The organism is Zunongwangia sp. HGR-M22, from assembly GCF_027594425.1.
Classification (GTDB): Bacteria; Bacteroidota; Bacteroidia; order Flavobacteriales; family Flavobacteriaceae; genus Zunongwangia.
The window spans coordinates 2,431,425-2,455,980 of record NZ_CP115159.1; the positions used below are offsets into that span (position 1 = coordinate 2,431,425).

Below are 24,556 nucleotides of genomic sequence, written 5' to 3' on the forward strand. Positions count from 1 at the left end.
ATATCCAAAAAGAGCAATAAAAATTAAAAATATAAATTTTTAACCGGCTTATAAATTAATCTAGCATGAATAATATCAAAATACTATGGGTTGACGATGAAATCGACCTTTTAAAACCACATATTTTATTTCTAGAATCTAAAAACTACGAGGTATCCACTTGCCAAAGTGGTACTGAAGCTATTGAGAAGATAGACGAAGAACGCTTCGATATTGTTTTTTTGGATGAAAATATGCCCGGCTTAACAGGTCTGGAAACCTTGTCTGAAATAAAAGAAAAACAGGCCAATATTCCCATTGTGATGATCACAAAAAGTGAGGAAGAGTATATTATGGAAGAGGCAATAGGCTCTAAAATTTCAGATTATCTAATAAAGCCCGTAAATCCAAATCAAATCCTGCTTTCTATAAAGAAGAATTTAGATCATTCTCGACTAATTTCTGAAAAAACCACTTCTAATTACCAGCAGGAATTCAGAAAAATCGCAATGGATTTAATGAATGTGAATACCTATGAAGATTGGACCGATATGTACCAACGTCTAATCTACTGGGAACTTCAATTAGAAAATATAGAAGATAGTAGTATGTTCGAAATTCTTGAAACTCAAAAACAAGAAGCCAATAATCAGTTTTGTAAGTTTATCGATAAAAATTATCCTAAATGGTTTAAAGATAACGCAGAGGCACCTACGATGTCTCACACACTTTTTAAAAGAAACATACTTCCTGAAATTAATAAGGAGCAACCCACTTTATTGGTAGTAATCGATAATTTACGTTATGACCAGTGGAAAACATTTGAGCCAATTATAGCCAATCATTATAAAAAAGAGAAAGAACAGCCGTTTTGTAGCATTTTACCTACTGCAACTCAATACGCCCGTAATGCTATTTTTTCTGGTTTGATGCCTAGTGAAATGGAAAAGCTCTATCCTCAGTATTGGAAAAATGATACCGATGAAGGTGGAAAAAATAATTTTGAAAATGAATTTCTAACCGAACAATTGAAGCGTTTAGGAAAAGATATTAAACACGAATATCACAAAATAAGCAATCTAAAAGCCGGTAGAAAATTAGTTGAAAACTTCAAAACTCAAAAAAACAACGATTTAACTGTTGTGGTTTATAACTTTGTAGATATGCTTTCCCATTCTAAAACCGAGATGGAAGTAATTAAAGAGTTAGCCTCTAATGATAAATCGTATCGATCTTTAACAGAAAGTTGGTTTAAAAATTCGCCACTTTTAGAAATTATACAGCAAGCGCAGCAGTTAGGATTCAAATTGATCGTCACCACAGATCATGGAACAATTAACGTTAAAAATCCAAGTAAAGTAATAGGTGATAAAAACACAAGTTTAAATTTAAGGTACAAAACTGGTAAAAGTCTTACCTACGAGAAAAAAGATGTTTTGGCTGCTAAGGAACCTAAAACCTTGCATCTACCAACTCTTAATATGAGTAGTTCCTTTATTTTTGCCAAAGGTGATTTATTCTTTGCCTATCCTAATAATTATAATCATTACGTAAGTTACTTTAGAAACACTTACCAACATGGCGGAGTATCTTTAGAAGAAATGATTATACCATTTGCCGTTCTTTCGCCAAAATAAAATTTTTAATAAATAACCGTAATTAAACATGCCTAACCTAACCTGATAGTCTCTATCAGGTTTTTTGGTATATTTGAAAAATTAAATAATTGGTAAAATGGAGTTGAAATATCATTTGTCGGAGATCGATAAGGCTATTGAATTCATTCTGAAAAACACAACTAGTAAGACAATTCTCTTTTATGGAGAAATGGGCGCTGGTAAGACAACATTAATCAAAAAGCTCGTAAATAAGCTAAGTATTGAAGATCGGGTATCCAGTCCTACTTTCTCTTTAGTTAATGAATATAAATCTGAAACTGAAACTGTTTTTCATTTCGATTTTTACCGTATAGATGAAGAAAATGAGGCTTATGATATTGGATTTGATGATTATTTAGAACAACCGGGATGGAAATTTATTGAGTGGCCACAAAAAATTACAAATCTTTTACCAGAGAAACACCAGAAATTGGAGCTACAAAAAATAAATCCAGAACTAAGATTGTTAAAGTTGAGTTAATAAAATGTGAAAATGTTTATTTTTGATATATGATTTTAGCCAATAACGCATTAGCAATTACTGAGTTTTTACTAAATAATGAGTCATATAAAAATGCCAAAAGTATTTTATTTTAAGCATAACAGTTAAAAAAATATTAATCTGTAAAAATTTTACAAAATCTATCGAAATCCGCTAAAAAGCCGCAAAAGTACAATTAATGTATTTACTAATAGAAGGTTATATCGTAGTAGGTTTGTATCAGAAACAAAACGAAATACGATTTAAAAATATTATTAAAACTACCTATTATGAAATTAAAAGCATTATTATTCGGAGCAGCTATTTTTGGAGCATCAATTTTTGTAACTTCAACCACTGATAACGACAAATTAAATGACCCAATCAAAAAGCAAGCTGTCGACAAAACAACGATCAGGATTCCTGTTAACGGGTAGTATAATTGCTTTACTTATAGCATTTTCACCTTACATATTTTATTTATATGAAATTTTCCCAGACGGTCCCGTTTGGGAAAATTCTCTATTTACATATGAGAGTAAATATTATTTAAACGTGATGACTGCCATGTGGACTTATCTTGGTAAAATTACACCTCTATTTTTACTGCTGATCTGGTTTTTCACATGTAAACATTGGTGGTATCATGTTATATTGGTCCCTACTATTATGTATAGTTATCAACTATTAACAGCCGTATATCAAGATTCAGCTGACAAATTTTTAGACGACGGCGATCTCTTATATCTTGCTCCGTTCTTTATTATTATAGTCTCTATAGTTTATTTAGTTAGAATAAAAATTTTCGATAAGATCTATGGTATTGATTTAAGCGAAATAGAAGAAACTAATATTTCTGTTTTTTCATCTATGTCGGAAAAAGATCAAAAGGAAATCGATGATATGAAGAATTCTGCAGATACCGATGAAGATTACTACGCTAAACTTTAGGGAATCTATTCTTACTATTTCAAAAATAATTGTAATTTAACTTTTCCAAATCAGCTGAAAAGAAAAATATGAATGAACAAGTTTCTCCTTTTACCAAAGAAGAGCTAATACCTCAAGAAGAAAAACTTGAAATTTATAAAAACAAAGGAGAACTATTTATAGGAATCCCCAAGGAAACCTCTTACCAAGAAAAACGTATTTGTCTTAGCCCTGATGCTGTTGGAGCTATTACAGCCCACGGGCATCGTGTAATGATTGAATCTGGAGCAGGCAACTATGCAAATTTTAGCGATAAAGATTATTCAGATGCCAGTGCAGAAATAACTAAAGACACCCAAAAGGTATTCTCCTGCCCTACGATTTTAAAAGTAGAACCACCATCTATTGCGGAATTAGAAATGATGAATCCGCAAACTATTTTAATTTCAGCACTTCAAATTAAAACGCAGAGTAAAGAATATTTTCAAAAACTAGCATCGAAAAGAATTACGGCTCTAGGTTTCGAATTTATTAAAGATGATGATGGTAGTTATCCCATAGTTAGGGCATTAAGTGAAATTACAGGAACCGCTTCGGTTCTTATTGCTTCTGAAATTATGAGTAATAATGGCGATGGTAACGGACTCCTTTTTGGAAATATAAGTGGCGTTCCTCCCGTAGAAGTTGTGATTTTAGGCGCGGGTACAGTGGGACAATTTGCAGCAAGATCGGCTATTGGCCTTGGAGCCAATATCAAAGTGTTTGATAGCTCGATTACCAAATTGAGAAATCTTCAATCGTCATTGGGATGCACTTTTTACACAAGTACAATTCAACCAAAAAATCTATCTAAAGCGCTTAAACGCTGCGATGTGCTAATTGGCGCTGTTCGCGGCAATAATCGTTCTCCGGTTTTAGTCACCGATGAAATGGTTGCCTCTATGAAACGTGGCGCTGTAGCCATAGACGTAAGTATCGATGTTGGTGGCTGTATCGAAACCAGTGAAATTACCAGTCATGAAAAACCTATTTTCACCAAACATGAGGTAATTCATTATTGTGTGCCTAATATTCCTTCACGTTACGCAAGATCAAGTTCGCTTTCTCTAAGTAATATTTTCACTCCTTATTTATTGCATATTGGCGAGGAAGGCGGACTGGAAAATACGCTTCGTTTTGACCGCGGATTGCGAAATGGTTTGTACTTTTACCACGGAGTATTAACCAACAAATCTATTGCAGATTGGTTCGATCTTACTTATCGAGATATTAACCTCTTGATTTTCTGATCCCCTGCACCGATTTTAGCTATTTTATATGAATATATTTCAGCGTTTAGGATATTTTTCTGTAGGACTTTTTATGGGAATCATTATTCTCATTTTCTTTTTAAGCGGAAAAAAAACCAGTTGTTCGTATTTTCCAAATGCCAGAACTTTAAAAAGTATTCGAGTAAAAGAACGCCAGTTTGACGATAAGGCGATGAAGTTTTTTACTGAAAACGCAATAGATACCAGCAATATCTCTTCAATTTTAGAAAATGGTGAAGTTCATTTTAGTGAAAGTATTACAGATAGAGATTCTTGTAACATTTATCTTATTTCAGGAGAAACTAAAACAAAACCAATTCAATTTAAAGTTGAAAATTGCGATAGTATTGCTACTATTCAGGAGGTTAATTTTTATTCTGAAAAGTAAAGTATTTCGGAGCAAGCCGGAAAGGCATTGGTTAGAAATAACTTTTTGATTTCTTGGCAAACCTCGGAGAATTACACCCCTTGGCGGTGTTAATAAAAAAGCCTGCCAAAATTATGCAATTTCGACAAGCTTTATAAGTTTAGTTGAAGTTGTTTCCAAAGAAAAAATATTCAGAAATTATAGAATCTGGGCGGCGTGATCTTTGGTTTTCACCTTACTAATTACTTCTTCAATTTTGCCCTCTTTGTCGATTACAAAAGTAGTCCGATGAATTCCTTCGTATTCTTTACCCATAAATTTTTTAGGTCCCCAGACACCATAAGCGTTTATCACTTCTTTATCTTCATCTGCTAATAGCGGAAAAGGAAGCTCGTTCTTGGCTTTAAAATTAGTTTGTCTACGCTTAGAATCTGCACTTACTCCCAAAATCGCATAACCCTCCTTTTGGAACACTTCCCAATTATCTCTAAGATTACAAGCTTCTGCAGTACATCCTGGTGTACTAGCCTTTGGATAGAAAAATAAAACCAGTTTCTTTCCTTTAAAATCTGAAAGCTTTACTTCATTCCCATCTTGATCTTCTACTGAAAAATCTGGTGCTTTATCTCCTGCTTTTAATGTCGTCATAATTCTTATTTTTGCCTAAAATTAAAGCTTTATGAATAAACAGCAAAAAGTGCAATTTGTAATTGATACTTTACAAAATATTTATCCTGAAATTCCTATCCCTTTAGATCATAAAGATCCTTACACACTTTTGATTGCTGTTTTACTTTCTGCCCAAAGTACCGATGTTAAAGTGAATCAAATAACTCCACTTTTATTTGAAGTTGCCGACACGCCGCAAAAAATGGTTAAATTAAGTGTTGAAGAAATTAGAGAAATTATAAAACCCTGCGGATTATCTCCAATGAAATCAAAAGGTATTCATGCCCTTTCTGAAATATTATTAGAAAAATATAACGGGCAGGTACCGGCAGATTTTGAAGCTTTAGAAAGTCTTCCTGCTGTGGGTCACAAAACGGCCAGTGTGGTGATGGCTCAGGCATTTAATGTCCCTGCATTTCCGGTAGATACTCATATTCAAAGATTAATGTATCGATGGAATTTATCTAATGGAAAAAGCGTTGTGCAAACTGAAAAAGATGCCAAACGATTATTTCCAAAAGACCTCTGGAATGAGCTTCATTTGCAAATAATCTGGTATGGCCGGCAATATTCACCGGCAAGAGGTTGGGATCTTGAAAAAGATATCATCACTAAAACTATCGGTAGAAAAACAGTTCTGGCAGATTATGAAAAGAAAATAGCTAAAAAGAAGAAATAAAAAAACTCCGGAGATTCCGGAGTTTTCTTTTATAATTAATAATAAGAATTATGCATTAATTTTGGAGGCTAAACTTACAACTCTTTTTACCTGAGCTGAAATCGCTTTTTTATCGTTTTCTGATAGATCGCTTCCTCCTACCATACTAAAACCATAAGGATTTCCTCCGGTTTCAAAAATAACAGGATCTGTATATCCAGGATTTGCAATTACCGCGCCCCAGTGCATCATTGCTTTATATAAAGAAAGTAAAGTAGCTTCTTGTCCTCCATGAGGATTTGCAGCACTTGTCATTCCACTTACTACTTTGTCTACTAATTTCCCTTCTTGCCATAACGGCCCTGTGGTATCCATCAAACTACTAAACTGTGAAGGCAGGTTACCATATCTTGTTGGCGCTGAAAATATAATCGCATCGGCCCAATCTAGATCATCGGCAGAAGCTACTGGAATATCTTTAGTCGCATTATAATGCTTTACCCAATCTTCGTTTCCTTTCATTATTTCTTCAGGAACCGTTTCTTCTACTCTTAAGAACTTAATCTCTTTTACTCCCAAATCTTTAGCAGCTTCTTCAGCTACTTTAGACATTTGATAGTTGGTACCGGTTGCGCTATAATAGATTATAGCAAGTTTTATATCTTTCATAATTTATTTTTTTCTAATTTAAAGCGAATATGCTAGCTTAGGAAAAAACAAGTTTTAAAGTTTTGATAATTCTCTTAGAATCTGATCAATAAAAAAGCCTGCAAGTCGCAGGCTGTGGGTTTTAATTTAAAAGCATTTCATAATCTTCAGTCTTACCAGGTAAAACTTTTAATGCTTTCGAATAGTTTAGTAGAAACTTAATGGTCTCTTTTTTAGGTTTCAAATGTTGTGATTTTTCTTCTCTCGAAGGTTTTTCAAAGTAAATGTTCTTCATTAATACATTATTAAGATGGTTATATAAATAGATAACGGCACTTATAACGTATTATTGCAACTTTAATTTGTTAAAACCATATTATGCTTTTCGATAATTTTTCTAAGATTTATCAAAGCATACCTCATTCTCCCTAAAGCCGTATTAATGCTTACTCCGGTTCTTTCAGAGATTTCTTTAAAACTCATTTCTTTGTAAATACGCATCGTTAGCACTTCTAATTGATCTTCAGGAAGTTCTCTAATTACTTCGCGCAAATCGGTTTCGATCTGATCTTTAATAATTTGCTTTTCGGCATTTAATCCAGAATCGCTTAAAACTGAAAAAATATTAAAATCACCGCTATTATCAAATTTCGGCATTCTTTTATTTCTTCTAAAGTGGTCGATCACTAAATTATGTGCAATACGCATCACCCAAGGTAAAAATTTACCTTCTTCGTTATACTTTCCTTTTTTTAAAGTATTAATGACTTTGATGAATGTATCCTGAAAAATATCTTCAGATACATCCTTATCAAATACCTTAGAATAAATGAAACTGTAAATTCTTTGTTGATGACGATGAATAAGTTCTGAGAGGGCCAATTCGTTTCCGTTAATGTAGTCTTTAACAAGAATGGCATCTGTTACCTTAGTTTTTTCCATACAGTTACTTTTAAAGGGATATACCCTGTCTTAGAATAGGTTATTTAGATAAAAAGTAACTGTGTTTAATAGGCAACGTTGTTTTTTAGATTGGCTTCAAATATAATAAACAAAATTTAAGAAATGCAAACGAAAGCTTAAAATTTTAACAATACTATAGGATTTTAATGGCTTTTCGCACTGGTATAGATTAAGTACCTTTGCATACTTATTGCTAGAAAGAGACCATGAATATTGATTTAGATAAAATAAACCCCAAAGAAAATATTATTATTAAGGGTGCCAAACTGCACAATCTTAAAAATATAAACGTCGTTATACCGCGTAACAAACTGGTAGTGATTACTGGCCTTTCTGGCTCGGGTAAATCCAGTTTAGCCTTCGATACCTTATATGCTGAAGGACAGCGTCGATATGTTGAAAGTTTATCTTCGTATGCACGCCAATTTTTGGGGCGACTAAACAAACCTAAAGTTGACTATATAAAGGGTATTGCTCCTGCTATAGCGATCGAGCAGAAAGTAAATTCAACCAACCCGCGATCTACCGTAGGAACTTCTACTGAAATCTACGATTATCTGAAGTTGCTTTACGCACGTATCGGTAGAACATTTTCCCCGGTTTCAGGTAGAGAAGTAAAAAAAGATACCGTAACAGATGTTGTGAAGTTCATTAAAGAATTTCCAGAGCGCACAAAGCTCCTTTTACTTGCTCCTATTTTTGTGGAAGAAGGAAGAGATTTAGATGAAAAAATTAAAATTCTTGCACAGCAGGGATATAGCCGAATTAAAATTGCAGATGAAGTTCTTAGAATCGATGAAGCCGATTTAAGTAAAGCGAAGCCTGAAAATACCTCCTTAGTTGTCGACCGTGTAATTAAAAAAGATGATGAAGACTTCTATAATCGTCTGGCCGATGCTATCGAAGCCGCATTTTTTGAAGGAAAAGACGAATTGTTTGTAGAAACACTTTCAGATAATAAATTACATCACTTCAGCAATAAATTTGAGTTGGATGGGATGAATTTTCTTGAACCTAATGTTCATTTATTCAGCTTTAATAATCCTTATGGTGCTTGTCCAAAATGTGAAGGATATGGAGACGTTATTGGTATAGATGAAGATTTAGTGATTCCAAATACAGGATTATCCATTTACGAAAATGCAATTTACCCATGGCGTGGCGATAGTATGAGTTGGTATCGCGATCAATTGATTAATAATTCTCATAAGTTCGATTTCCCTATCCATAAACCTTATTTCGAATTAACCCAGGAGCAAAAAGATCTGGTTTGGAACGGTAATCAATATTTTGAAGGTTTAAACCAGTTTTTTGATTTTTTAGAAAGAAAAGCTTACAAGATTCAAAATCGGGTAATGTTATCGCGTTACCGCGGAAAAACAAAATGCTCGGCCTGCCATGGAAAAAGACTTCGACCGGAAGCCGAATACGTAAAAATCAACGAAACCAGTATTACTGAACTTGTAGTAAAACCACTTGATAAAGTAAGAGCTTTTTTTGCCGATCTGAAATTGGACGAGTATGAAGAGGTAATTGCCAAACGCCTGCTTACTGAAATCAATAACCGACTTAAATTTTTATCTGAAGTTGGCTTGGATTATCTTACCCTAAACAGAAAATCGAATACCCTTTCTGGCGGAGAATCACAACGTATTAACCTCGCAACTTCCTTAGGAAGTAGTCTTGTGGGATCTATGTATATTTTAGATGAACCTTCTATTGGATTGCATCCCAGGGATAGCGAACGCTTGATAGGTGTTCTTAAAAATCTACGCGATTTAGGGAATACCGTAATTGTGGTAGAGCATGATGAAGAAATCATGAAGGAAGCTGATGAAATTATCGATATAGGTCCTGAAGCTGGTACGCATGGCGGTCATGTGGTAGCAACAGGAACCTTAAAAGAAATTCTAAAATCAGATTCACTTACCGCTCAATATCTTACAGATAAAAAACGTATTGAAGTTCCTAAAGAAAGAAAAAAATGGACGCGAGAAATCAATATTCTTGGCGCAAGAGAAAATAATCTTAAGAATATTGATGTCACTTTTCCATTAGGAATATTTACTGCGATAACCGGTGTTTCAGGAAGTGGTAAAAGTACGCTGGTGAAAAAATTACTTTATCCTGCGGTACAAAAACAACTGGGCGGTTACGGTGAAAAGGTAGGTCAGTTTAGCGGAATTAAAGGTGATTTTAAAAACCTAAAATCGGTCGAATTTGTAGATCAAAACCCGATTGGTAGATCTTCAAGATCAAACCCGGTAACTTATATTAAAGCTTACGATGACATAAGAAATATTTTTTCATCCCAAAAAATTTCAAAAATTAGAGGTTATAAACCCAAGCATTTTTCTTTTAATGTTGATGGCGGTCGCTGCGAAACTTGTAAAGGTGAAGGTGAAGTAACTATCGAAATGCAGTTTATGGCCGATGTTCATTTGCAATGTGAAGCTTGCGATGGAAAACGCTTTAAAAAGGAAATCCTTGAAGTAAAATTCAATGAAAAAAATATCGATGATATTTTGAATATGACCATCGATGATGCGATTGACTTTTTTGACGAGCACAATGAAAATAAAATAGCTAATAAGCTTCAACCATTACAAGACGTTGGTTTGGGCTATGTTCAGCTAGGACAAAGTTCCTCAACACTCTCTGGCGGTGAAGCACAGCGTATTAAATTGGCTTCATTTTTAGTAAAAGGAAATACAAAAGATAAGGCACTATTTATTTTTGATGAACCAACTACAGGATTACACTTTCACGATATTCAGAAATTATTAAAATCCTTTAATGCTTTAATCGATAAGGGCCATAGCGTGATCGTGATTGAACATAATATGGATTTGGTTAAATGTGCAGATTACGTGATAGATTTGGGCGCTGAAGGTGGTGAAAACGGAGGATATCTAGTTACTCAAGGTACACCAGAAGAAGTTTCTAAACATAAAGATTCCTATACAGCTACTTATTTAAAGCCTAAACTAAAATAATTTACTTTTGTTTTTAAACAACTAGACTTCAAAATATTAAAATGTTTTAGCAAATTTTTTAAAATTACTTACAGGAGCCTCTAAAAGGCTCCTTTTTCTTTTTTGGCACGCGCTTTGTTTCTATCAAAATGTAGATAGCTACTACTTCAGTATTAATTTAAAAATAAAGCCATGAAAAAATTTTCCTTAATATTTTCGATTTTGTTTCTAGGCCTGGTAACTATTGCCAAAGCCGATGAAACTTCGAGCAGATATGGCTATAATAATTCCTTCATTTTTATGGAAGGTGGTGTTGAATTTTCAGTATATCCAAATGGTGAATTCGACTTCTATTATAACCCCGCATTTAGAAGATCTAGTGTCGTAAATATATCTGTACCTCATGTAAACATAAGTTTTAACTCAGGTTATAACTACGACCCATATATTCAGTATGATGATTTTGGTGCGGTAATTCAGATTGAAGAAGTGCCTATATTTTATGATTACTACGGAAGAATAGCACAGGCGGGTAATATTGTTATAAATTACGATAATTACGGCTATGTGATAAGCGTAGGAAATCTATTTGTACAATACGACCCATATCACAGAATCGCGGGCTATAGAGGTTATATTAACTCCTACAATCGTAATTATGTTTATCGCCCATGGCATAGATATTATAGAAAACCACGATCAAGATTTAGTATTGTTTTTAATAGACCTTACAGAGCCTACTATCAACCAAACCGAATCACTTATGTAAAACATGTAAATTATTATAATACTCATCATAACAGAAAATCTTACAAAAAATTCTATAGACCGGGAGAAAAAGTGAGAAGTTATAACCGGGGAAGAAGAGTTGCTGAGCGTAGAGATGTGCGATCTAATCTATCTAATTCTAGAAGAAGCGACCGGGTAGCAACTAGGTCTCAAGTTTCAAGAAAAGATAATAATAGATCAACTAGAAGCACTTCTTCCAGAAATCGGAACAAAGCGATTATTGGATCTAAAAATGGAAGAAGTTCAACTTCCAGAGGTACTTTAAATAATAGTTCGAACAGGTCTAGAGATAACGCGGTAATCACCAATAAGCGAGCTTCAGAAACTACTAATAACTCTAGAAGAAGCACAAATTCACGATCATTAAGAACCGCACCTCGCAGTTCAAATAATAATGCAAATCAAAGAAAAGCAGCCGTAGTGAAAAGAGAACGTACCGCAAGCACCAGAAGTGCAAATACCAGATCGCAGAGAACGGTAAAAGCGCAGCGTCCAACGCAGCAAAAAGAAGTAAGAAGAGCAGCAAAAAGTAGTAGAAATACATCTGCAAGAAGCTCTAGATCAAATATTAACACGAAAAAATCTACCCGCTCACGAACTTCGGCACAAAATGTGAGAAGTAGAGATTAGAGTTCATAATTTAATTTTTTGGTTGGTTAGTTGGAAAACCCCCAGCGGCGAAAGCCCGGGGGTTTTCTTTTTTATATCTCTTGAATATATACTGAAAAATATTACCTAATCTTGGCTAAGATCGACCTGAGCATTGTATTTATCTCTTCGGAAAAATTTAAAAAATATACGGCAGAAATATATAAAATAGACGTAATCCCGCCCTTCAACGCGATACCTAAAATTGGATGAAAAGGGAATTCCCAAAAATAAAATACAAGTGTAAATAAAAGGCATAAACCTAATAATAAAATACTATGCTTGGTAAAAGGATTCATTTTGAATTTTTTCTGTACCAAGATAATCTTTGAAGTATTATAAATAAAAAAAGCGATAAAAGTAGCCATCGCCGCGCCTTCTATCCCAAATCGTGGAATAAAAAATAAATTCAGTAAAAAGGCCAATAGCACCAATAAAACGCCTATTGCTAAAACCAATCGATAGTAATCTGAATTAAATAGAATACTATTATTTATCGCTAAAACATTGTCATAAAGTTTTACCAGAGAGATCAAAAGGACGATCAGGATACTTAGTGAATATTCTTCGGGAATTAGTTCGTATAATGTATGAACGTTGGTAATAATTAGAATAAAAATAAGCGCACTAACAATCGATAAATTAATCGAGCTTTTTTTATACAAATCTTCAAGTTTCCCAAAGTTTCGGGTATTTAGATATTCCGCGGTAATTGGATTGGTAATTTGATGCATTGCTTTTTGCGGTACCGAAATTACGGTAGCAATATAAATTCCTATTCCGTAGATTGCTACATTTTCGATTGGCAAATAAGATTCAATCATCACTTTATCCAAATCAAGCAACGCCGTAGCTACCGATGCTGCGATAAGTATTAAAGCAGTATACTTTAAAACTCTACTTAAATTAGAAGGAAAACTAAATTTTAGCGTAGGTCGATGCAAATTAAATGCATAAGCGCCCATCACCAATAATCGAAGTAAAAACACCAATCCTACTCCATACATAAAATTATCTGCTGCCAGCAAATCAAAATAAACAAGAAATAGCAGAATCGTGGTGCCCAATCGATGTACTACTTCTTTCATAAAATTTCCAAAAACGCTTTTATAGTAAATCTTTGCCCAGGCAAAAAAGATTTCGAAATACGCCGTTGCAATCGCCAAAAGATAAATTAACCACACATAAGGTTTTACCAGTTCGTTTCCGTCAGAAAAATAATCCAATAAAAACTCATACGTGAAATGACCAATAAGCCCCAGAATAAGTGAAATCGCTAAGGGCAGAATCAAAGCCAGATTTAATAATTTATCCTGCTCTTCTTTTGTTTTGTAGCTCGAAAAAAATTTCACAACGGTACTATGAACGCCAAAGGCCATAAACGGCCACATTAAATTCGCCGCAGAAAGAAGGAAACTTACCAATCCATAATACTGCTGATCTAAAAAATAAGTATATAAAAAAAGCGTGTTTAACGCACCAAGGCCAAAACCTGCATAGGTGGTCATCATATTTTTGACCGACTGGTTAATTATTACGCCCATACTCTATTTTTTGATCAATTCCGCCAATTTTTTTGTGAGGTTTTTGCGATGATAATCCTCGATATTTTTGCTATCCGAAAGTAGTTTGTTTTCACGATAATTTTGATAAGAACTTAAAATAAATTCTTTTAAAGCCTTTTCTTCTTGATATTGAAAACTTTTTCCTGAAGAGGTTTCTTCAATAATTCTGGCGACATCCCAATCTGATGGCCCAATAGCTAATATTGGACGTTTTGCTGCTAAATATTCGAATAGTTTCCCGGCAATAATACCTTTAGTTTCTTCGGAATTTATTTCGATCAATAACAATATCTGAGATGTTTTTTGAAGATGTAAAGCTTCAGAATGACTAATATAACCACCTAAAAGCAGGTTTTTCTCCAAGTCGGCTTCATTTATACTTTGCACCACTTCATCACTAACCGCTCCGTATAATTTCAGTTCAAGATCGCTTCTGAAATGTTTATTTTCTGCGGAAATCTCAGCTAAAACTTTCCAAAGTGAGGCAGGATTTCTACCTGAAAGTAATGAGCCAATATGAGAAATACTGAAGTTTTCGTCTAATTTCAATTGAAGGTTAGTTTCAGCATTCAACTCCGTATCAAAACCATTGGTAATAACATGGATAGGTTTCGATGTTTTTGAAGCAAATTCTTTTTTAGTGGTAAAACTGGTGGTAATAATCTTATCAGCCGAATTTAAAACTTTGCTTTCTAATCTTTGATGTTTTTCAGCAGAATTTTTAGTGAGTTTCAGCTCTTTTTGGTAGCCAATTTGCGTCCACGGATCCCTAAAATCGGCAATCCATTGCAATTCAAGTTCTTTTTTTAACTCTAAGCCAATAAGATGTAAACTATGCGGAGGCCCTGTGGTAATAACAGTCTCAATATCACTCGTTTTTAGATACGATTTTAGAAATTTTACCGATGGTTTTATCCAAAATTTTCGAGCATCTGGAATAAAAAAATTACCGCGTATGTAAAGCATCAGTTTCTGCATAAAACTCTGCTTTTCTTTCCGTTTAATAATTCCAGAACTTATGGTTTTTGTATCCTTTTTAGATAAAAAAGAAGCAAATTTATACGGTTCAAAAATTGGCCGACGAATAATCTCGATATCTTCTGGAACTTCTTTTAAAAAAGATTTATCCACTAAAGGATAATTAGGATTTTCAGGAATATAAATTACCGGCTCGATTCCAAAATCCCTAAGATATTTAACAAATTTCAACCAGCGCTGAACACCAGGACCACCAGCCGGTGGCCAGTAATAGGTAATAATCAGCACTTTTTTCATAAACTATGCTTTTTTGCGATAGGCAAAAACGAATCCACCAACGATAAGGATCACCAGAACAAGTGTACTCGTTAAAGCGATTGTTCCCCCAGTTTGAATCACTTCAGGTTCAAACCTAAAAGTCACCGTATGCTCTCCCTGCGGAATATTCATCGCTCTAAGCACATAATCTGCGCGAACATGATCTACTTTTGTTCCGTCGATATAAGCTTGCCAACCTGGTTGGTAATACATTTCAGAAAAAACGGCTAATTGCCTTATAGAAGCTTTCGTTTTATAAACCAATTCGTTGGGCTGCTCACTCACCAATTCTATCGATCCAACTTCATCATAAACAAAATCCATTTTAATATCGTTCTTAAAACGATTATCGATAATAGCGCTATCCTTTAAGTCTGTTTCTTTAATGGCTAAGATTTCAGCATTTGCATCTTCTACCCATACCACATCGCGAACAAACCACGCATTACCATAAACTCCCGGGTTTTGCTGTGCCTGCACACCATTTTCAGTAGGAATAATAAAATACTTCACATTCAACATGTTTAGAACTTTCATGTTATTCTGTGAAATATAAAAATCATATAGATCCTGCAATCTACCAGGTTTAGCACCGTGATACCCACCAATACTATTATGAAAATAAGAAGCTCGGGAACTTGTTAAAGGATCACCGCTAAGATCGAAAACTCGATATCTAGAAGTGTCCTGCATAATTTGCTGATCGGCAGCGTTTGGTTGATAAGGCTCTTCCATTTTCCGAGCATTCACAAAATCGTCACCATTTACATAGCGCCTAGCTACCGGAACTAAATCGGCTAAAAATAGTATCGCAAAACCACCTATTATAAGTTTTTTAGAGATTTTCTCCTGAAGATAAAACCAAATAAGAAAAACGCTTAAAGCAACAAAAATAAAACTACGAATGGCATCACCAACGAGCATCGACTGGCGATCTTCCTTAAGTGCATTCATTAAATCCATACCCAATTGCTGCCGTAATTGACCATCGCGAAGACCACTGAAATCAAATAAAACCGAATTGAAAAGAATTAAAACCAAAGCCAGTCCTGCCGATACTATAGCACTCCATTTAAGTGCTTCGATTTTTTCCTCTTTTGTATGCTTATTAGCAAAAAGGCAGGATAATCCAACAATCGCCAATAAAGGAACACAAAGCTCTACAATCACCTGAATAGAAGAAACTGCTCTAAATTTGTTGTAAAGCGGCACGTAATCGATAAAAAATTCAGTAAAAAAACCAAAATTCTTACCCCAAGAAAGTAGAAGTGTAAGCACAGTTCCGCCTACAACCCACCATTTTAATCGCCCTCTGATTAAAAATAGTGCAAAAATAAAAAGAAATACAACGGTCGCACCAATATAAGCTGGCCCGGCAACGATAGGTTGTTGTCCCCAATAGGTTGGCGTATTCTCTACAAAATTCTTCGCCTGAACAGGAGAAGCTCCCATTTTTTGCAATTCAGAATATAACTCAGAATCTTCACCAATATCTTCAGCACCACTTCCTCCCATAAAACCGGGAATAAAAAGGTCTAAAGTCTCTGATATTCCGTAGCTATATTCGGTAATATAATCATAGGTTAAACCAACTTCAGGTTTATCGTTACCATCTGGTTTAATGGTTAAACCGGTATCGCCACGAGTACTATGGCTTGTATATTCTTGTGTGGCGATAAGATTGGTTGCATTAGTTCCAATAGCCAGAATTACTGCAACTATCATTACGCCCAGAGCTTTAAAATACTGCGGAAGTTTTTGTTTTTTAAAGGCATCAATTAAATAAACAATTCCAAGAACGATAACAAGTAACAATAGATAATAAGTCATCTGGAAATGGTTTGCCTGTATTTCTAAAGCCATTGCAATAGCCAGTAAACTAAAACCTCCAATAAACTTTTGCCTAAAGCTAAGAATTATCCCTGCTAAAACCATTGGCATATAAGCAATTGCGTGAGCTTTGGCGTTATGACCAACGCCAAGAATAATGATGAAATAAGTAGAAAATCCAAAAGCTATAGCGCCAAGAAATGCTAATTTATAGTCGATTTTTAGACATAACAGCAGGATATAAAAACTAATAAAATAAAGAAATAAATAATCTGCCGGTCTCGGTAAAAATCGTAGAACTGAATCTAATTTTTTGATATAATTATGGGGATAGTAAGCTCCTAACTGGTAAGTTGGCATTCCCCCAAAAGCAGCATCTGTCCAATAAGGCTCTTCACCCGTTTCCGCTCTAAAGTCAGATTGTTCTTTAGCCATGCCGATATACTGAACAATATCGCTTTGGAAAATTTCTTTTCCTTTTAAAACCGGATTAAAATAAAAAAGGGCAATTATTACAAATCCCAGTAAAACCAGAAGATGCGGAAGAAACTGTTTTAATTTAGCCATTTAAAGATTTTTTTTATCTCTCGAAAAGAGACACGCAAATTAAGAATCCCGAAATTAATCAATTTCTTCGTAATCGATATATTCACCAACCTCTTTGTTTGATTTTCTACGATTTTTCGGCTCTTTATCTATACTAACCTTGCCTTCTTTTGCACTCTTTTGTTGCTGAGTTCTTTGTGGCCCACCGCCAAACTGCTGGCTAAATTGCTGTTCGAATTTTCTTCCCATTTTTCTCATGGCATACTTCAACAACATTGGCCCAAAATACTTCAGTAATATTTTGAAACCGAAGTATACTAACATAATTATTAGTATCGTTTTTATCACTCCGGAAAAATCTGCCTGAAACATAAAATTTTAATTTCAGCAAAAATAAAAATTAAGGCTTAGAAATGGAAAGCCTACAATCTTAAATAAAAAATAAATTCATTTATCTTTGAATGAAAAACCTTTACTATATGCACAGACTAACCGCTATTGTATTCGCTTTTTTAGCAAATTCAATCTTATGCAACGCGCAATTTACAGAAACCATTAATTCTAATAGACCAGGCCAATCCCAAGGTGCTTTTGCAGCAGGAACAGGCGTTTACCAATTAGAAGCTGGTGGCTTTTATGGTAATAATAACCATGATCTTCGTGGTACAGACACCGATTTGTACGGAGCTAACTATATGCTTAGAGCTGGTTTTCTTGCTGATATTTTGGAACTAAGCATTATGGGAAGATATCAATTTGAAGAAACGAGCATTTTACAGGGAGGTCAAAACCGTATTTACGAGAGAAGTAACTTTCCTTTTAATACCATTGGAGCTAAAGTATTACTTTACGATCCCTATAAAAATGGTGATAATCGTCGCGAAGTAAATCTAAAAAGCTGGAAAGCAAATCAGAAATTCGATTGGCGACAATTAATTCCTGCGGTTTCACTTTACGGTGGTGCGAATGTTACGATACAAGATGACAATCCCTATCGCTTTGAAGGTGAAAACAAGTATACTCCAAAAGTTACTTTAATTACTCAACATAATTGGGGTAGATGGGTTTGGGTTATGAATCTTACTGCCGAGAAATTTACTGAAACCTACCCAAGCTACCAGTTTATTGGAACGCTAACTCATGCTCTAAATCCCAAATTTGCGATTTTTGGAGAATATCAGGCTATATTTGGGGATTTATACGCCGACGATCTTTTTCGAGCTGGAGCGGCTTATTTAGTTACTGATTATTTACAATTTGATCTTGCAGGTTTGGCAAATGTAAAAGACACACCGTCTCGATGGCAAATACAGGCAGGCTTGTCGGTTCGGTTAAACTTTCATAAGGATATAAGAACTAATAATGAGCTATCGAGAGAAGGCAAACGCAATGAATTTAATTACTAAATTATAGCTTCCAAATAAAAAAATCCGCTGAAAAATTCAGCGGATTTTTTTTATTATTAGTATTCTTCTGCTTTAATTGAAGTACTATGACTTATTGGCCATTGCTGCCTCTACCGATGCAGAAAGCCTTTTATAAGTTCCGTTTTCTAAACGCTCTCTAATTGCTGAAAAAGCTTCTAAAGTTTCTTCGACATCCTGTAAAGTGTGAGAAGCCGTAGGTATCATTCTTAATAAGATTAATCCTTTTGGAATAACAGGATAAACAACAATAGAACAAAATACACCGTGATTTTCACGAAGATCCTTCACCAAAGCCATAGCCTCGGGAATACTACCTTTTAGATAAACAGGTGTTACACAACTTTGCGTTGTACCAATATCAAAACCATTATTTTTTAAGCCGTTTTGAAGTGCATTTACATTTTCCCAAAGCTTATTTTTAAGATCAGGGATAGTTCTTAACATTTCTAGACGCTTTAAAGCTCCAACCACTAATTGCATTTGCAGCGATTTCGCAAACATTTGTGATCTTAAATTATACTTTAGGTAATCTATAATTTCTTTGTCACCCGCAATAAATGCACCAGTACTAGCCATAGATTTCGCAAAAGTGGCAAAATATACATCGATATCATCTTGCACACCTTGTTCTTCTCCTGCTCCTGCTCCCGTTTTTCCTAAAGTTCCGAAACCATGGGCATCATCTACAAAAAGACGGAAATTATATTTCTTTTTAAGCTCTACTATTTCTTTAAGTTTTCCCTGCTCACCACGCATTCCAAAAACACCTTCAGAAATTAAAAGAATTCCTCCTCCGGTTTGTTCTGCAATTTTGGTAGCTCTTTGCAGGTTTTTTTCGATACTTTCCATATCATTATGCTTATACGTAAAGCGTTGTCCTAAATGAAGGCGAACACCGTCGATAATACAAGCATGAGCATCTACATCATATACAATTACATCTTGTTTAGATACTAACGCATCGATCGTAGAAACCATTCCCTGGTATCCAAAGTTTAAAAGATAAGCAGCCTGCTTGTGCACAAAAGAAGCCAGCTCGTCCTGAAGTTTTTCATGCAAACTAGTATGACCGCTCATCATTCTTGCTCCCATTGGATAAGCAGAACCCCACTCGGCTGCTGCCTCGGCGTCTACTTTTCTTACTTCTGGGTGATTAGCAAGACCTAAATAATCGTTCACACTCCACGTGATCACATCTCTACCTCTAAACTTCATTCTGTTAGAAATAGGCCCCTCCAGCTTTGGGAACACAAAGTATCCCTCTGCCTGTTCTGCCCATTTTCCTAAAGGTCCTTTGTCCTTATATATTTTATCAAACAGATCTCTCATTGAAATTTTTTTATGCGAACCGCAAAAATACTGAAATTTGGTTCAATTCTACAAAGTATTTATCTAGGTTTTAAAAAAACAAAGCATCCCTAATAGAAGGATGCTTTGTTTTTATATGTTTTTGGTTTTAAGCAAAATCAACTATTTAATAAACTCTATTGCTTTAACCTCAGCTTCATTTTTAGTATCAAAGAAGCCTTGTTCTTCCATCCATTTATCGCTATAAATTTTACTCATATAGCGACTACCATGATCTGGAAATATCATTACCACCTTACTGTTTTCATCAAACTCACCCGCTTCAGCTAATTGTTTTAATCCCTGCATCGCGGCTCCGCTGGTATAGCCTACAAACATTCCTTCCACCTTAGCAAGCTCTCTGGCAGTATGTGCACTTTCCTCATCTGTTACTTTAACAAACCTATCGATAGCATCAAAATCTGTAGCAGTAGGGATTAAATTTTTACCCAGTCCTTCAATTCGGTATGGATAGATCTCTTCGCTATCAAATTCTCTGGTTTCATGGTATTTTTTTAATACTGAACCATAAGCATCAATACCAATAATATTAACATTGGGATTTTGCTCTTTTAAATATCTTGCTGTTCCAGAAATTGTACCTCCAGTACCACTACAAGCGATTAGATGAGTGATTTTACCTTCAGTCTGATTCCAAATTTCAGGGCCTGTAGATTTATAATGTGCTTCAGTATTTAATTCGTTAAAATACTGATTAATATAAACAGAACCTTTAATTTCACTATGAAGTCTCTTAGCTACTTCGTAATAAGAACGTGGATCGTCTGCAGCAACATGCGCAGGACAAACATATACTTTCGCTCCCATTGTTCTTAGCATATCGATTTTATCTTTCGATGCTTTAGAGCTCACTGCCAAAATACAGTCGTAACCTTTAACCTGACTAACCATCGCAATACTAAAACCTGTGTTACCAGAAGTGGTTTCTATAATCGTATCACCAGGTTTTAAGATTCCTTTTCTTTCAGCTTCTTCTATAATATATAAAGCAATTCGATCCTTAGAAGAATGTCCTGGATTAAATGATTCTACTTTTGCATAGAAATCTCCTTTGAAACCTTCAGTGATCTTATTAAGTTGTACTAGCGGTGTTTTTCCTATAAGTTGTAGAACATTGTCGTACACCTGCAAATCTTCTTTCATAAATGAAGTTCTTTACGTTTTAAGCTTGGCTTATTTATAGCCAGGAAATAATGTTTCAAAACCGTTCAAAGTTAAGGCAAATTTTTTAATTATTCCTTAATTCCGGCTAAATCGAACAAAAAAGCATATTCTTCGGCAACTTCTTTAAGCGCCACAAATCTTCCGGAAGCCCCACCATGACCGGTGTCCATATTTGTATGCAATAACAAAAGATTATTATCAGTCTTTAACTCACGTAATTTGGCAACCCATTTTGCAGGTTCCCAATATTGGACTTGTGAATCGTGCAAACCTGTAGTTACTAACATATTAGGATAATCCTGAGCTACTACATTATCGTATGGTGAATATGATAGCATATACTCGTAAAAATCTTTTTCGTTAGGATTTCCCCACTCATCATATTCTCCCGTGGTTAATGGAATACTATCATCTAACATGGTGGTTACAACATCTACAAAAGGAACTGCCGCAATAACACCTTTGTATAATTGTGGCGCCATATTGATCACCGCGCCCATCAACAAACCTCCTGCTGAACCTCCCATAGCGAATAATTTTTCTTCGGAAGTATACTTTTCTGTAATAAGATGTTTAGAAACATCTATAAAATCGGTAAACGTATTGCGCTTGGTAAAAAGTTTACCATCCTCATACCAGTTTCTTCCTAAGTATTCTCCACCACGAATATGTGCAATCGCATAAATAAATCCTCGATCCAACAAACTTAATCTTACGGTTGAAAAATAAGGATCGATGGTTGAACCATACGAACCATAAGCATATTGAAGTAAAGGATTATTCCCATCCTTTTGAACTCCTTTTCTATACACCAAAGACACCGGAACTTTAGTTCCATCCTCGGCAGTAGCCCAAATACGTTCTGAAGTATAATTCTCTTTATTGAAATTACCACCTAATACGGCCTGCTCTTTTAATACAGTTTTTTGTTTGGTAACCATATTAAAATCGACAACTGAAGTTGGTGTCGTCATCGAGTTATACGTATAACGAAGCACCTCTGTATCAAAATCTGGATTGATAGAAGTATATGCGGTATAGGTTTCATTATCAAACGGAATATAATAATCATCACTTTCGTCCCAGCGAATAATTCTTATTTCATTGAGTCCGTTTTTACGTTCCCCAATAACCAGAAAGTCTTTAAAAATATCGATATCTTCTAACAATACATCTTCACGATGCGCGATCACATCTTCCCAGTTTTCCATCTCTGTAGCTGAAGTTAATGTTTTCATCAACTTAAAATTCTGGGCTTCATCTTTATTGGTCAAAATATAAAAATACTCGCCAAAATGTGAAATACTGTATTCTAATCCGCGTACTCTTGGCTGAATCACTTTAAATTCACCTTCAGGTTTATCGGCTTCTAAAACTCGGTACTCCGTAGTTAAAGTACTATGCGAACCAATGATGATATATTTTTTAGACTTCGACTTATAAACATAAGTATTAAAGGTCTCATCATCTTCCTGAAAAACCAGCTCGTCTTTTGCAGGATCTGTTCCTAAAATATGTTTATAGATCTGAAAGCTTCGCAAAGTCTGCTCGTCTTTCTTGGTATAATATAATGTCTTATTATCGTTAGCCCATGTAGAACCACCGGTTGTATTCTCTATTTTTTCTGGGTATAACTCCCCGGTTTCCAAATTCTTGATCTGGATGGTATATTTTCTTCGACTAACCGTGTCGGTTCCAAAAGCGACCATCTTGTTATCAGGGCTCACATTTAACCCACCCAAACGATAATATTCGAAACCTTCAGCCATAATGTTCACATTAAACATCACTTCTTCCGGTGCATCCTGAGTACCTTTTTTTCTTGAAAATATTGGATAATCGCCACCCTTTTCAAACCTTGTGATATACCAATAGCCATTTAAGCGATAAGGTACAGATTGATCGTCTTCCTTGATCCTTGCCTTCATTTCTTCAAACAAACTTGCCTGAAAATCTTTGGTATGCGCCGTTTGCTTTTCATTATATTCATTTTCGGCATTTAAATAAGCAATTACTTCTGGATCTTCACGATCGTTCATCCAGTAATAATTATCGACTCTAATATCGCCGTGAATCGTTAATTCTGCAGGTATTTTTCTAGCCTTTGGCGGCTGCACTTCTTTATTCAAAATCAATTCAATTTTTTAACCTTGGCAAAGGTAAGGCTTCAAATCTAAATTCGTATTCACAGATTCACAATTTCTTAGATCAACTTCAACTTAGATTTTACTAATTTTGTATTTCTAACTAAAAAAGAAACCGACTATGTTTGGAGATATGATGGGTATGATGAATAAGATCAAAGAAGCCCAAGACAATGTAGAAAAAACAAAAGAACGCCTAAAAACAGTACTTATTGACGAGCAATCTAGCGACGGACTATTAAAAGTGACTGTGACTGCAGCTCGCGAAGTGAAAAGTATCGATATTGCTGATGAACTTTTAGAGGATAAAGAACAATTAGAAGATTATTTAGTGCTTACACTTAATAAAGCTATCGCAAAAGCTTCAGATATTAACGAAAAAGAACTTGGAGCTGCTGCAAAAGACGGAATGCCAGATATTCCTGGTCTTGGTGATATGTTTAAATAATATTTAGAAGTTAGATTTTAGAAACTAGATGTGAGATATTAGATTTTAAACTTCTTTGAAAAATTATATAAGAAAACCTGCAATATCGATATTGCAGGTTTTTTGTTTCTTTTTTCTGATCATTAAGCTTCAAGCTTCACCGCGAGCGGGAAAATTTTTATCCAGTACAAAATCGACAGCCTTTAAAATCGCCTCGAACTCTGGTCTAGCAAATGGCATAGATTGTATGCTCGCTGCGTAAACCGAATTATCTGGCTTAATTAAAAATAATCCAGGTTCAAAAAAGGCATCTGGTTCTTTATCATTTATCCCTTCAGAAATATAAAGATCCCATTTTCTCGCATCTTCAGTTAATAAACCGTAGCCAATATTTAGTTGATCTACCTCCCAAGATTCTAATGTTTTTTTCGCTAATTCTTCAGTATTCGCACTTATGCAAATCACATCGATTCCACGCTCTTTAAATTCATCGATCTTTGAATTTAATTCGCTTAGATATTTCTTACAAACCGGGCAGTGAATCCCTCGATAAAAAACGATCATTGTAAAATTCTCTGGATTTGCATTTGTAATATCCCATTCTACACCCTTTGTGGTTTGAACTCTTAATTGTGGCGCTTGCTTTCTTGGCAATACATTTTTCATTATCAATAGCTTTTTTTTATTTATTTCAAGCTAAAGATTAATGATCGA

General features: G+C 34.8%; 22 protein-coding genes. 10 read left to right on the forward strand and 12 right to left on the reverse strand.

Features of this window, described 5'->3' with window-relative positions:
• Positions 1-65 precede the first annotated feature (65 nt).
• From porX to PBT91_RS10670, 5 genes are all read left to right on the forward strand, one after another.
• A complete protein-coding gene (gene porX, locus PBT91_RS10650) occupies positions 66-1,616 on the forward strand; it encodes a T9SS response regulator signal transducer PorX (RefSeq protein WP_270058449.1) in 1,551 nt (516 codons plus the stop codon).
• A gap of 97 nt (positions 1,617-1,713) precedes the next feature.
• On the forward strand, positions 1,714-2,118 hold the full coding sequence (gene tsaE, locus PBT91_RS10655) for a tRNA (adenosine(37)-N6)-threonylcarbamoyltransferase complex ATPase subunit type 1 TsaE (protein ID WP_270058450.1): 405 nt from the start codon (positions 1,714-1,716) through the stop codon (positions 2,116-2,118).
• Between the two features lie 375 nt (positions 2,119-2,493).
• Entirely contained in the window at positions 2,494-3,069 is a 576-nt protein-coding gene (locus PBT91_RS10660; protein WP_270058451.1) for a hypothetical protein, read from the forward strand.
• A gap of 68 nt (positions 3,070-3,137) precedes the next feature.
• Positions 3,138-4,337, forward strand: coding sequence for an alanine dehydrogenase (locus PBT91_RS10665; protein ID WP_270058452.1), 1,200 nt, complete (start codon positions 3,138-3,140; stop codon positions 4,335-4,337).
• A 28-nt stretch (positions 4,338-4,365) separates the two neighbouring features.
• Positions 4,366-4,746, forward strand: a complete 381-nt coding sequence (locus tag PBT91_RS10670) for a hypothetical protein (protein WP_270058453.1) — start codon at positions 4,366-4,368, stop codon at positions 4,744-4,746.
• 177 nt (positions 4,747-4,923) lie between these two features.
• On the opposite strand, the gene bcp is transcribed toward PBT91_RS10670, so the two are convergent.
• Positions 4,924-5,373 carry a thioredoxin-dependent thiol peroxidase gene (gene bcp, locus PBT91_RS10675; protein WP_270058454.1) on the reverse strand — a complete coding sequence of 150 codons (450 nt, stop codon included), beginning with the start codon at positions 5,371-5,373 and terminating at the stop codon, positions 4,924-4,926.
• Positions 5,374-5,404: 31 nt separating this feature from the next.
• Here bcp and PBT91_RS10680 point away from each other — a divergent pair, with 31 nt between their 5' ends.
• On the forward strand, positions 5,405-6,073 hold the full coding sequence (locus tag PBT91_RS10680; protein WP_270058455.1) for an endonuclease III domain-containing protein: 669 nt from the start codon (positions 5,405-5,407) through the stop codon (positions 6,071-6,073).
• Positions 6,074-6,121: 48 nt separating this feature from the next.
• Here the strand turns inward: PBT91_RS10680 and wrbA are convergent, their stop codons facing one another.
• From wrbA to PBT91_RS10695, 3 genes are all read right to left on the reverse strand, one after another.
• A complete protein-coding gene (gene wrbA, locus PBT91_RS10685) occupies positions 6,122-6,721 on the reverse strand; it encodes an NAD(P)H:quinone oxidoreductase (RefSeq protein ID WP_270058456.1) in 600 nt (199 codons plus the stop codon).
• Between the two features lie 121 nt (positions 6,722-6,842).
• The gene (locus PBT91_RS10690; RefSeq protein ID WP_270058457.1) at positions 6,843-6,995 is read right to left on the reverse strand and encodes a hypothetical protein; all 153 of its coding nucleotides are present in this window, start codon (positions 6,993-6,995) and stop codon (positions 6,843-6,845) included.
• 62 nt (positions 6,996-7,057) lie between these two features.
• On the reverse strand, positions 7,058-7,642 hold the full coding sequence (locus PBT91_RS10695) for an RNA polymerase sigma factor (protein ID WP_270058458.1): 585 nt from the start codon (positions 7,640-7,642) through the stop codon (positions 7,058-7,060).
• A 227-nt stretch (positions 7,643-7,869) separates the two neighbouring features.
• Between PBT91_RS10695 and uvrA the strand changes: the two genes are divergently transcribed.
• Both uvrA and PBT91_RS10705 read left to right on the forward strand, forming a co-directional pair.
• Complete coding sequence (gene uvrA, locus PBT91_RS10700; protein WP_270058459.1) at positions 7,870-10,659, forward strand: excinuclease ABC subunit UvrA; 2,790 nt, start codon at positions 7,870-7,872, stop codon at positions 10,657-10,659.
• A gap of 171 nt (positions 10,660-10,830) precedes the next feature.
• Positions 10,831-12,057 carry a hypothetical protein gene (locus PBT91_RS10705; protein ID WP_270058460.1) on the forward strand — a complete coding sequence of 409 codons (1,227 nt, stop codon included), beginning with the start codon at positions 10,831-10,833 and terminating at the stop codon, positions 12,055-12,057.
• Positions 12,058-12,158: 101 nt separating this feature from the next.
• Here PBT91_RS10705 and PBT91_RS10710 read toward each other — a convergent pair whose 3' ends face one another.
• Genes PBT91_RS10710 through PBT91_RS10725 form a run of 4 tightly spaced genes read right to left on the reverse strand, consistent with a single transcriptional unit; the run spans position 12,159 to position 17,636 of the window.
• Positions 12,159-13,619 (reverse strand): lipopolysaccharide biosynthesis protein, encoded by a 1,461-nt coding sequence (locus PBT91_RS10710; RefSeq protein WP_270058461.1) that lies wholly within the window; start codon positions 13,617-13,619, stop codon positions 12,159-12,161.
• 3 nt (positions 13,620-13,622) lie between these two features.
• Entirely contained in the window at positions 13,623-14,915 is a 1,293-nt protein-coding gene (locus tag PBT91_RS10715; RefSeq protein ID WP_270058462.1) for a glycosyltransferase family 4 protein, read from the reverse strand.
• 3 nt (positions 14,916-14,918) lie between these two features.
• The gene (locus PBT91_RS10720; protein WP_270058463.1) at positions 14,919-17,333 is read right to left on the reverse strand and encodes a hypothetical protein; all 2,415 of its coding nucleotides are present in this window, start codon (positions 17,331-17,333) and stop codon (positions 14,919-14,921) included.
• A gap of 54 nt (positions 17,334-17,387) precedes the next feature.
• Positions 17,388-17,636, reverse strand: a complete 249-nt coding sequence (locus tag PBT91_RS10725; protein ID WP_270058464.1) for a DUF4834 family protein — start codon at positions 17,634-17,636, stop codon at positions 17,388-17,390.
• 155 nt (positions 17,637-17,791) lie between these two features.
• On the opposite strand from PBT91_RS10725, the gene PBT91_RS10730 reads away from it, so the two are divergent.
• Positions 17,792-18,718: a transporter gene (locus PBT91_RS10730; RefSeq protein ID WP_270058465.1), complete on the forward strand. Its 927-nt coding sequence runs from the start codon at positions 17,792-17,794 to the stop codon at positions 18,716-18,718.
• A gap of 84 nt (positions 18,719-18,802) precedes the next feature.
• Here the strand turns inward: PBT91_RS10730 and PBT91_RS10735 are convergent, their stop codons facing one another.
• The 3 genes from PBT91_RS10735 to PBT91_RS10745 form a co-directional block, all read right to left on the reverse strand.
• On the reverse strand, positions 18,803-20,068 hold the full coding sequence (locus PBT91_RS10735; RefSeq protein ID WP_270058466.1) for an aminotransferase class I/II-fold pyridoxal phosphate-dependent enzyme: 1,266 nt from the start codon (positions 20,066-20,068) through the stop codon (positions 18,803-18,805).
• 141 nt (positions 20,069-20,209) lie between these two features.
• Positions 20,210-21,250 carry a PLP-dependent cysteine synthase family protein gene (locus tag PBT91_RS10740; RefSeq protein ID WP_270058467.1) on the reverse strand — a complete coding sequence of 347 codons (1,041 nt, stop codon included), beginning with the start codon at positions 21,248-21,250 and terminating at the stop codon, positions 20,210-20,212.
• 89 nt (positions 21,251-21,339) lie between these two features.
• The gene (locus tag PBT91_RS10745; protein ID WP_270058468.1) at positions 21,340-23,400 is read right to left on the reverse strand and encodes a S9 family peptidase; all 2,061 of its coding nucleotides are present in this window, start codon (positions 23,398-23,400) and stop codon (positions 21,340-21,342) included.
• A gap of 136 nt (positions 23,401-23,536) precedes the next feature.
• On the opposite strand from PBT91_RS10745, the gene PBT91_RS10750 reads away from it, so the two are divergent.
• Entirely contained in the window at positions 23,537-23,863 is a 327-nt protein-coding gene (locus tag PBT91_RS10750) for a YbaB/EbfC family nucleoid-associated protein (protein WP_228249827.1), read from the forward strand.
• Positions 23,864-23,992: 129 nt separating this feature from the next.
• Here PBT91_RS10750 and PBT91_RS10755 read toward each other — a convergent pair whose 3' ends face one another.
• On the reverse strand, positions 23,993-24,508 hold the full coding sequence (locus PBT91_RS10755) for a redoxin domain-containing protein (protein WP_270058469.1): 516 nt from the start codon (positions 24,506-24,508) through the stop codon (positions 23,993-23,995).
• Between the last annotated feature and the right edge of the window lie 48 nt (positions 24,509-24,556).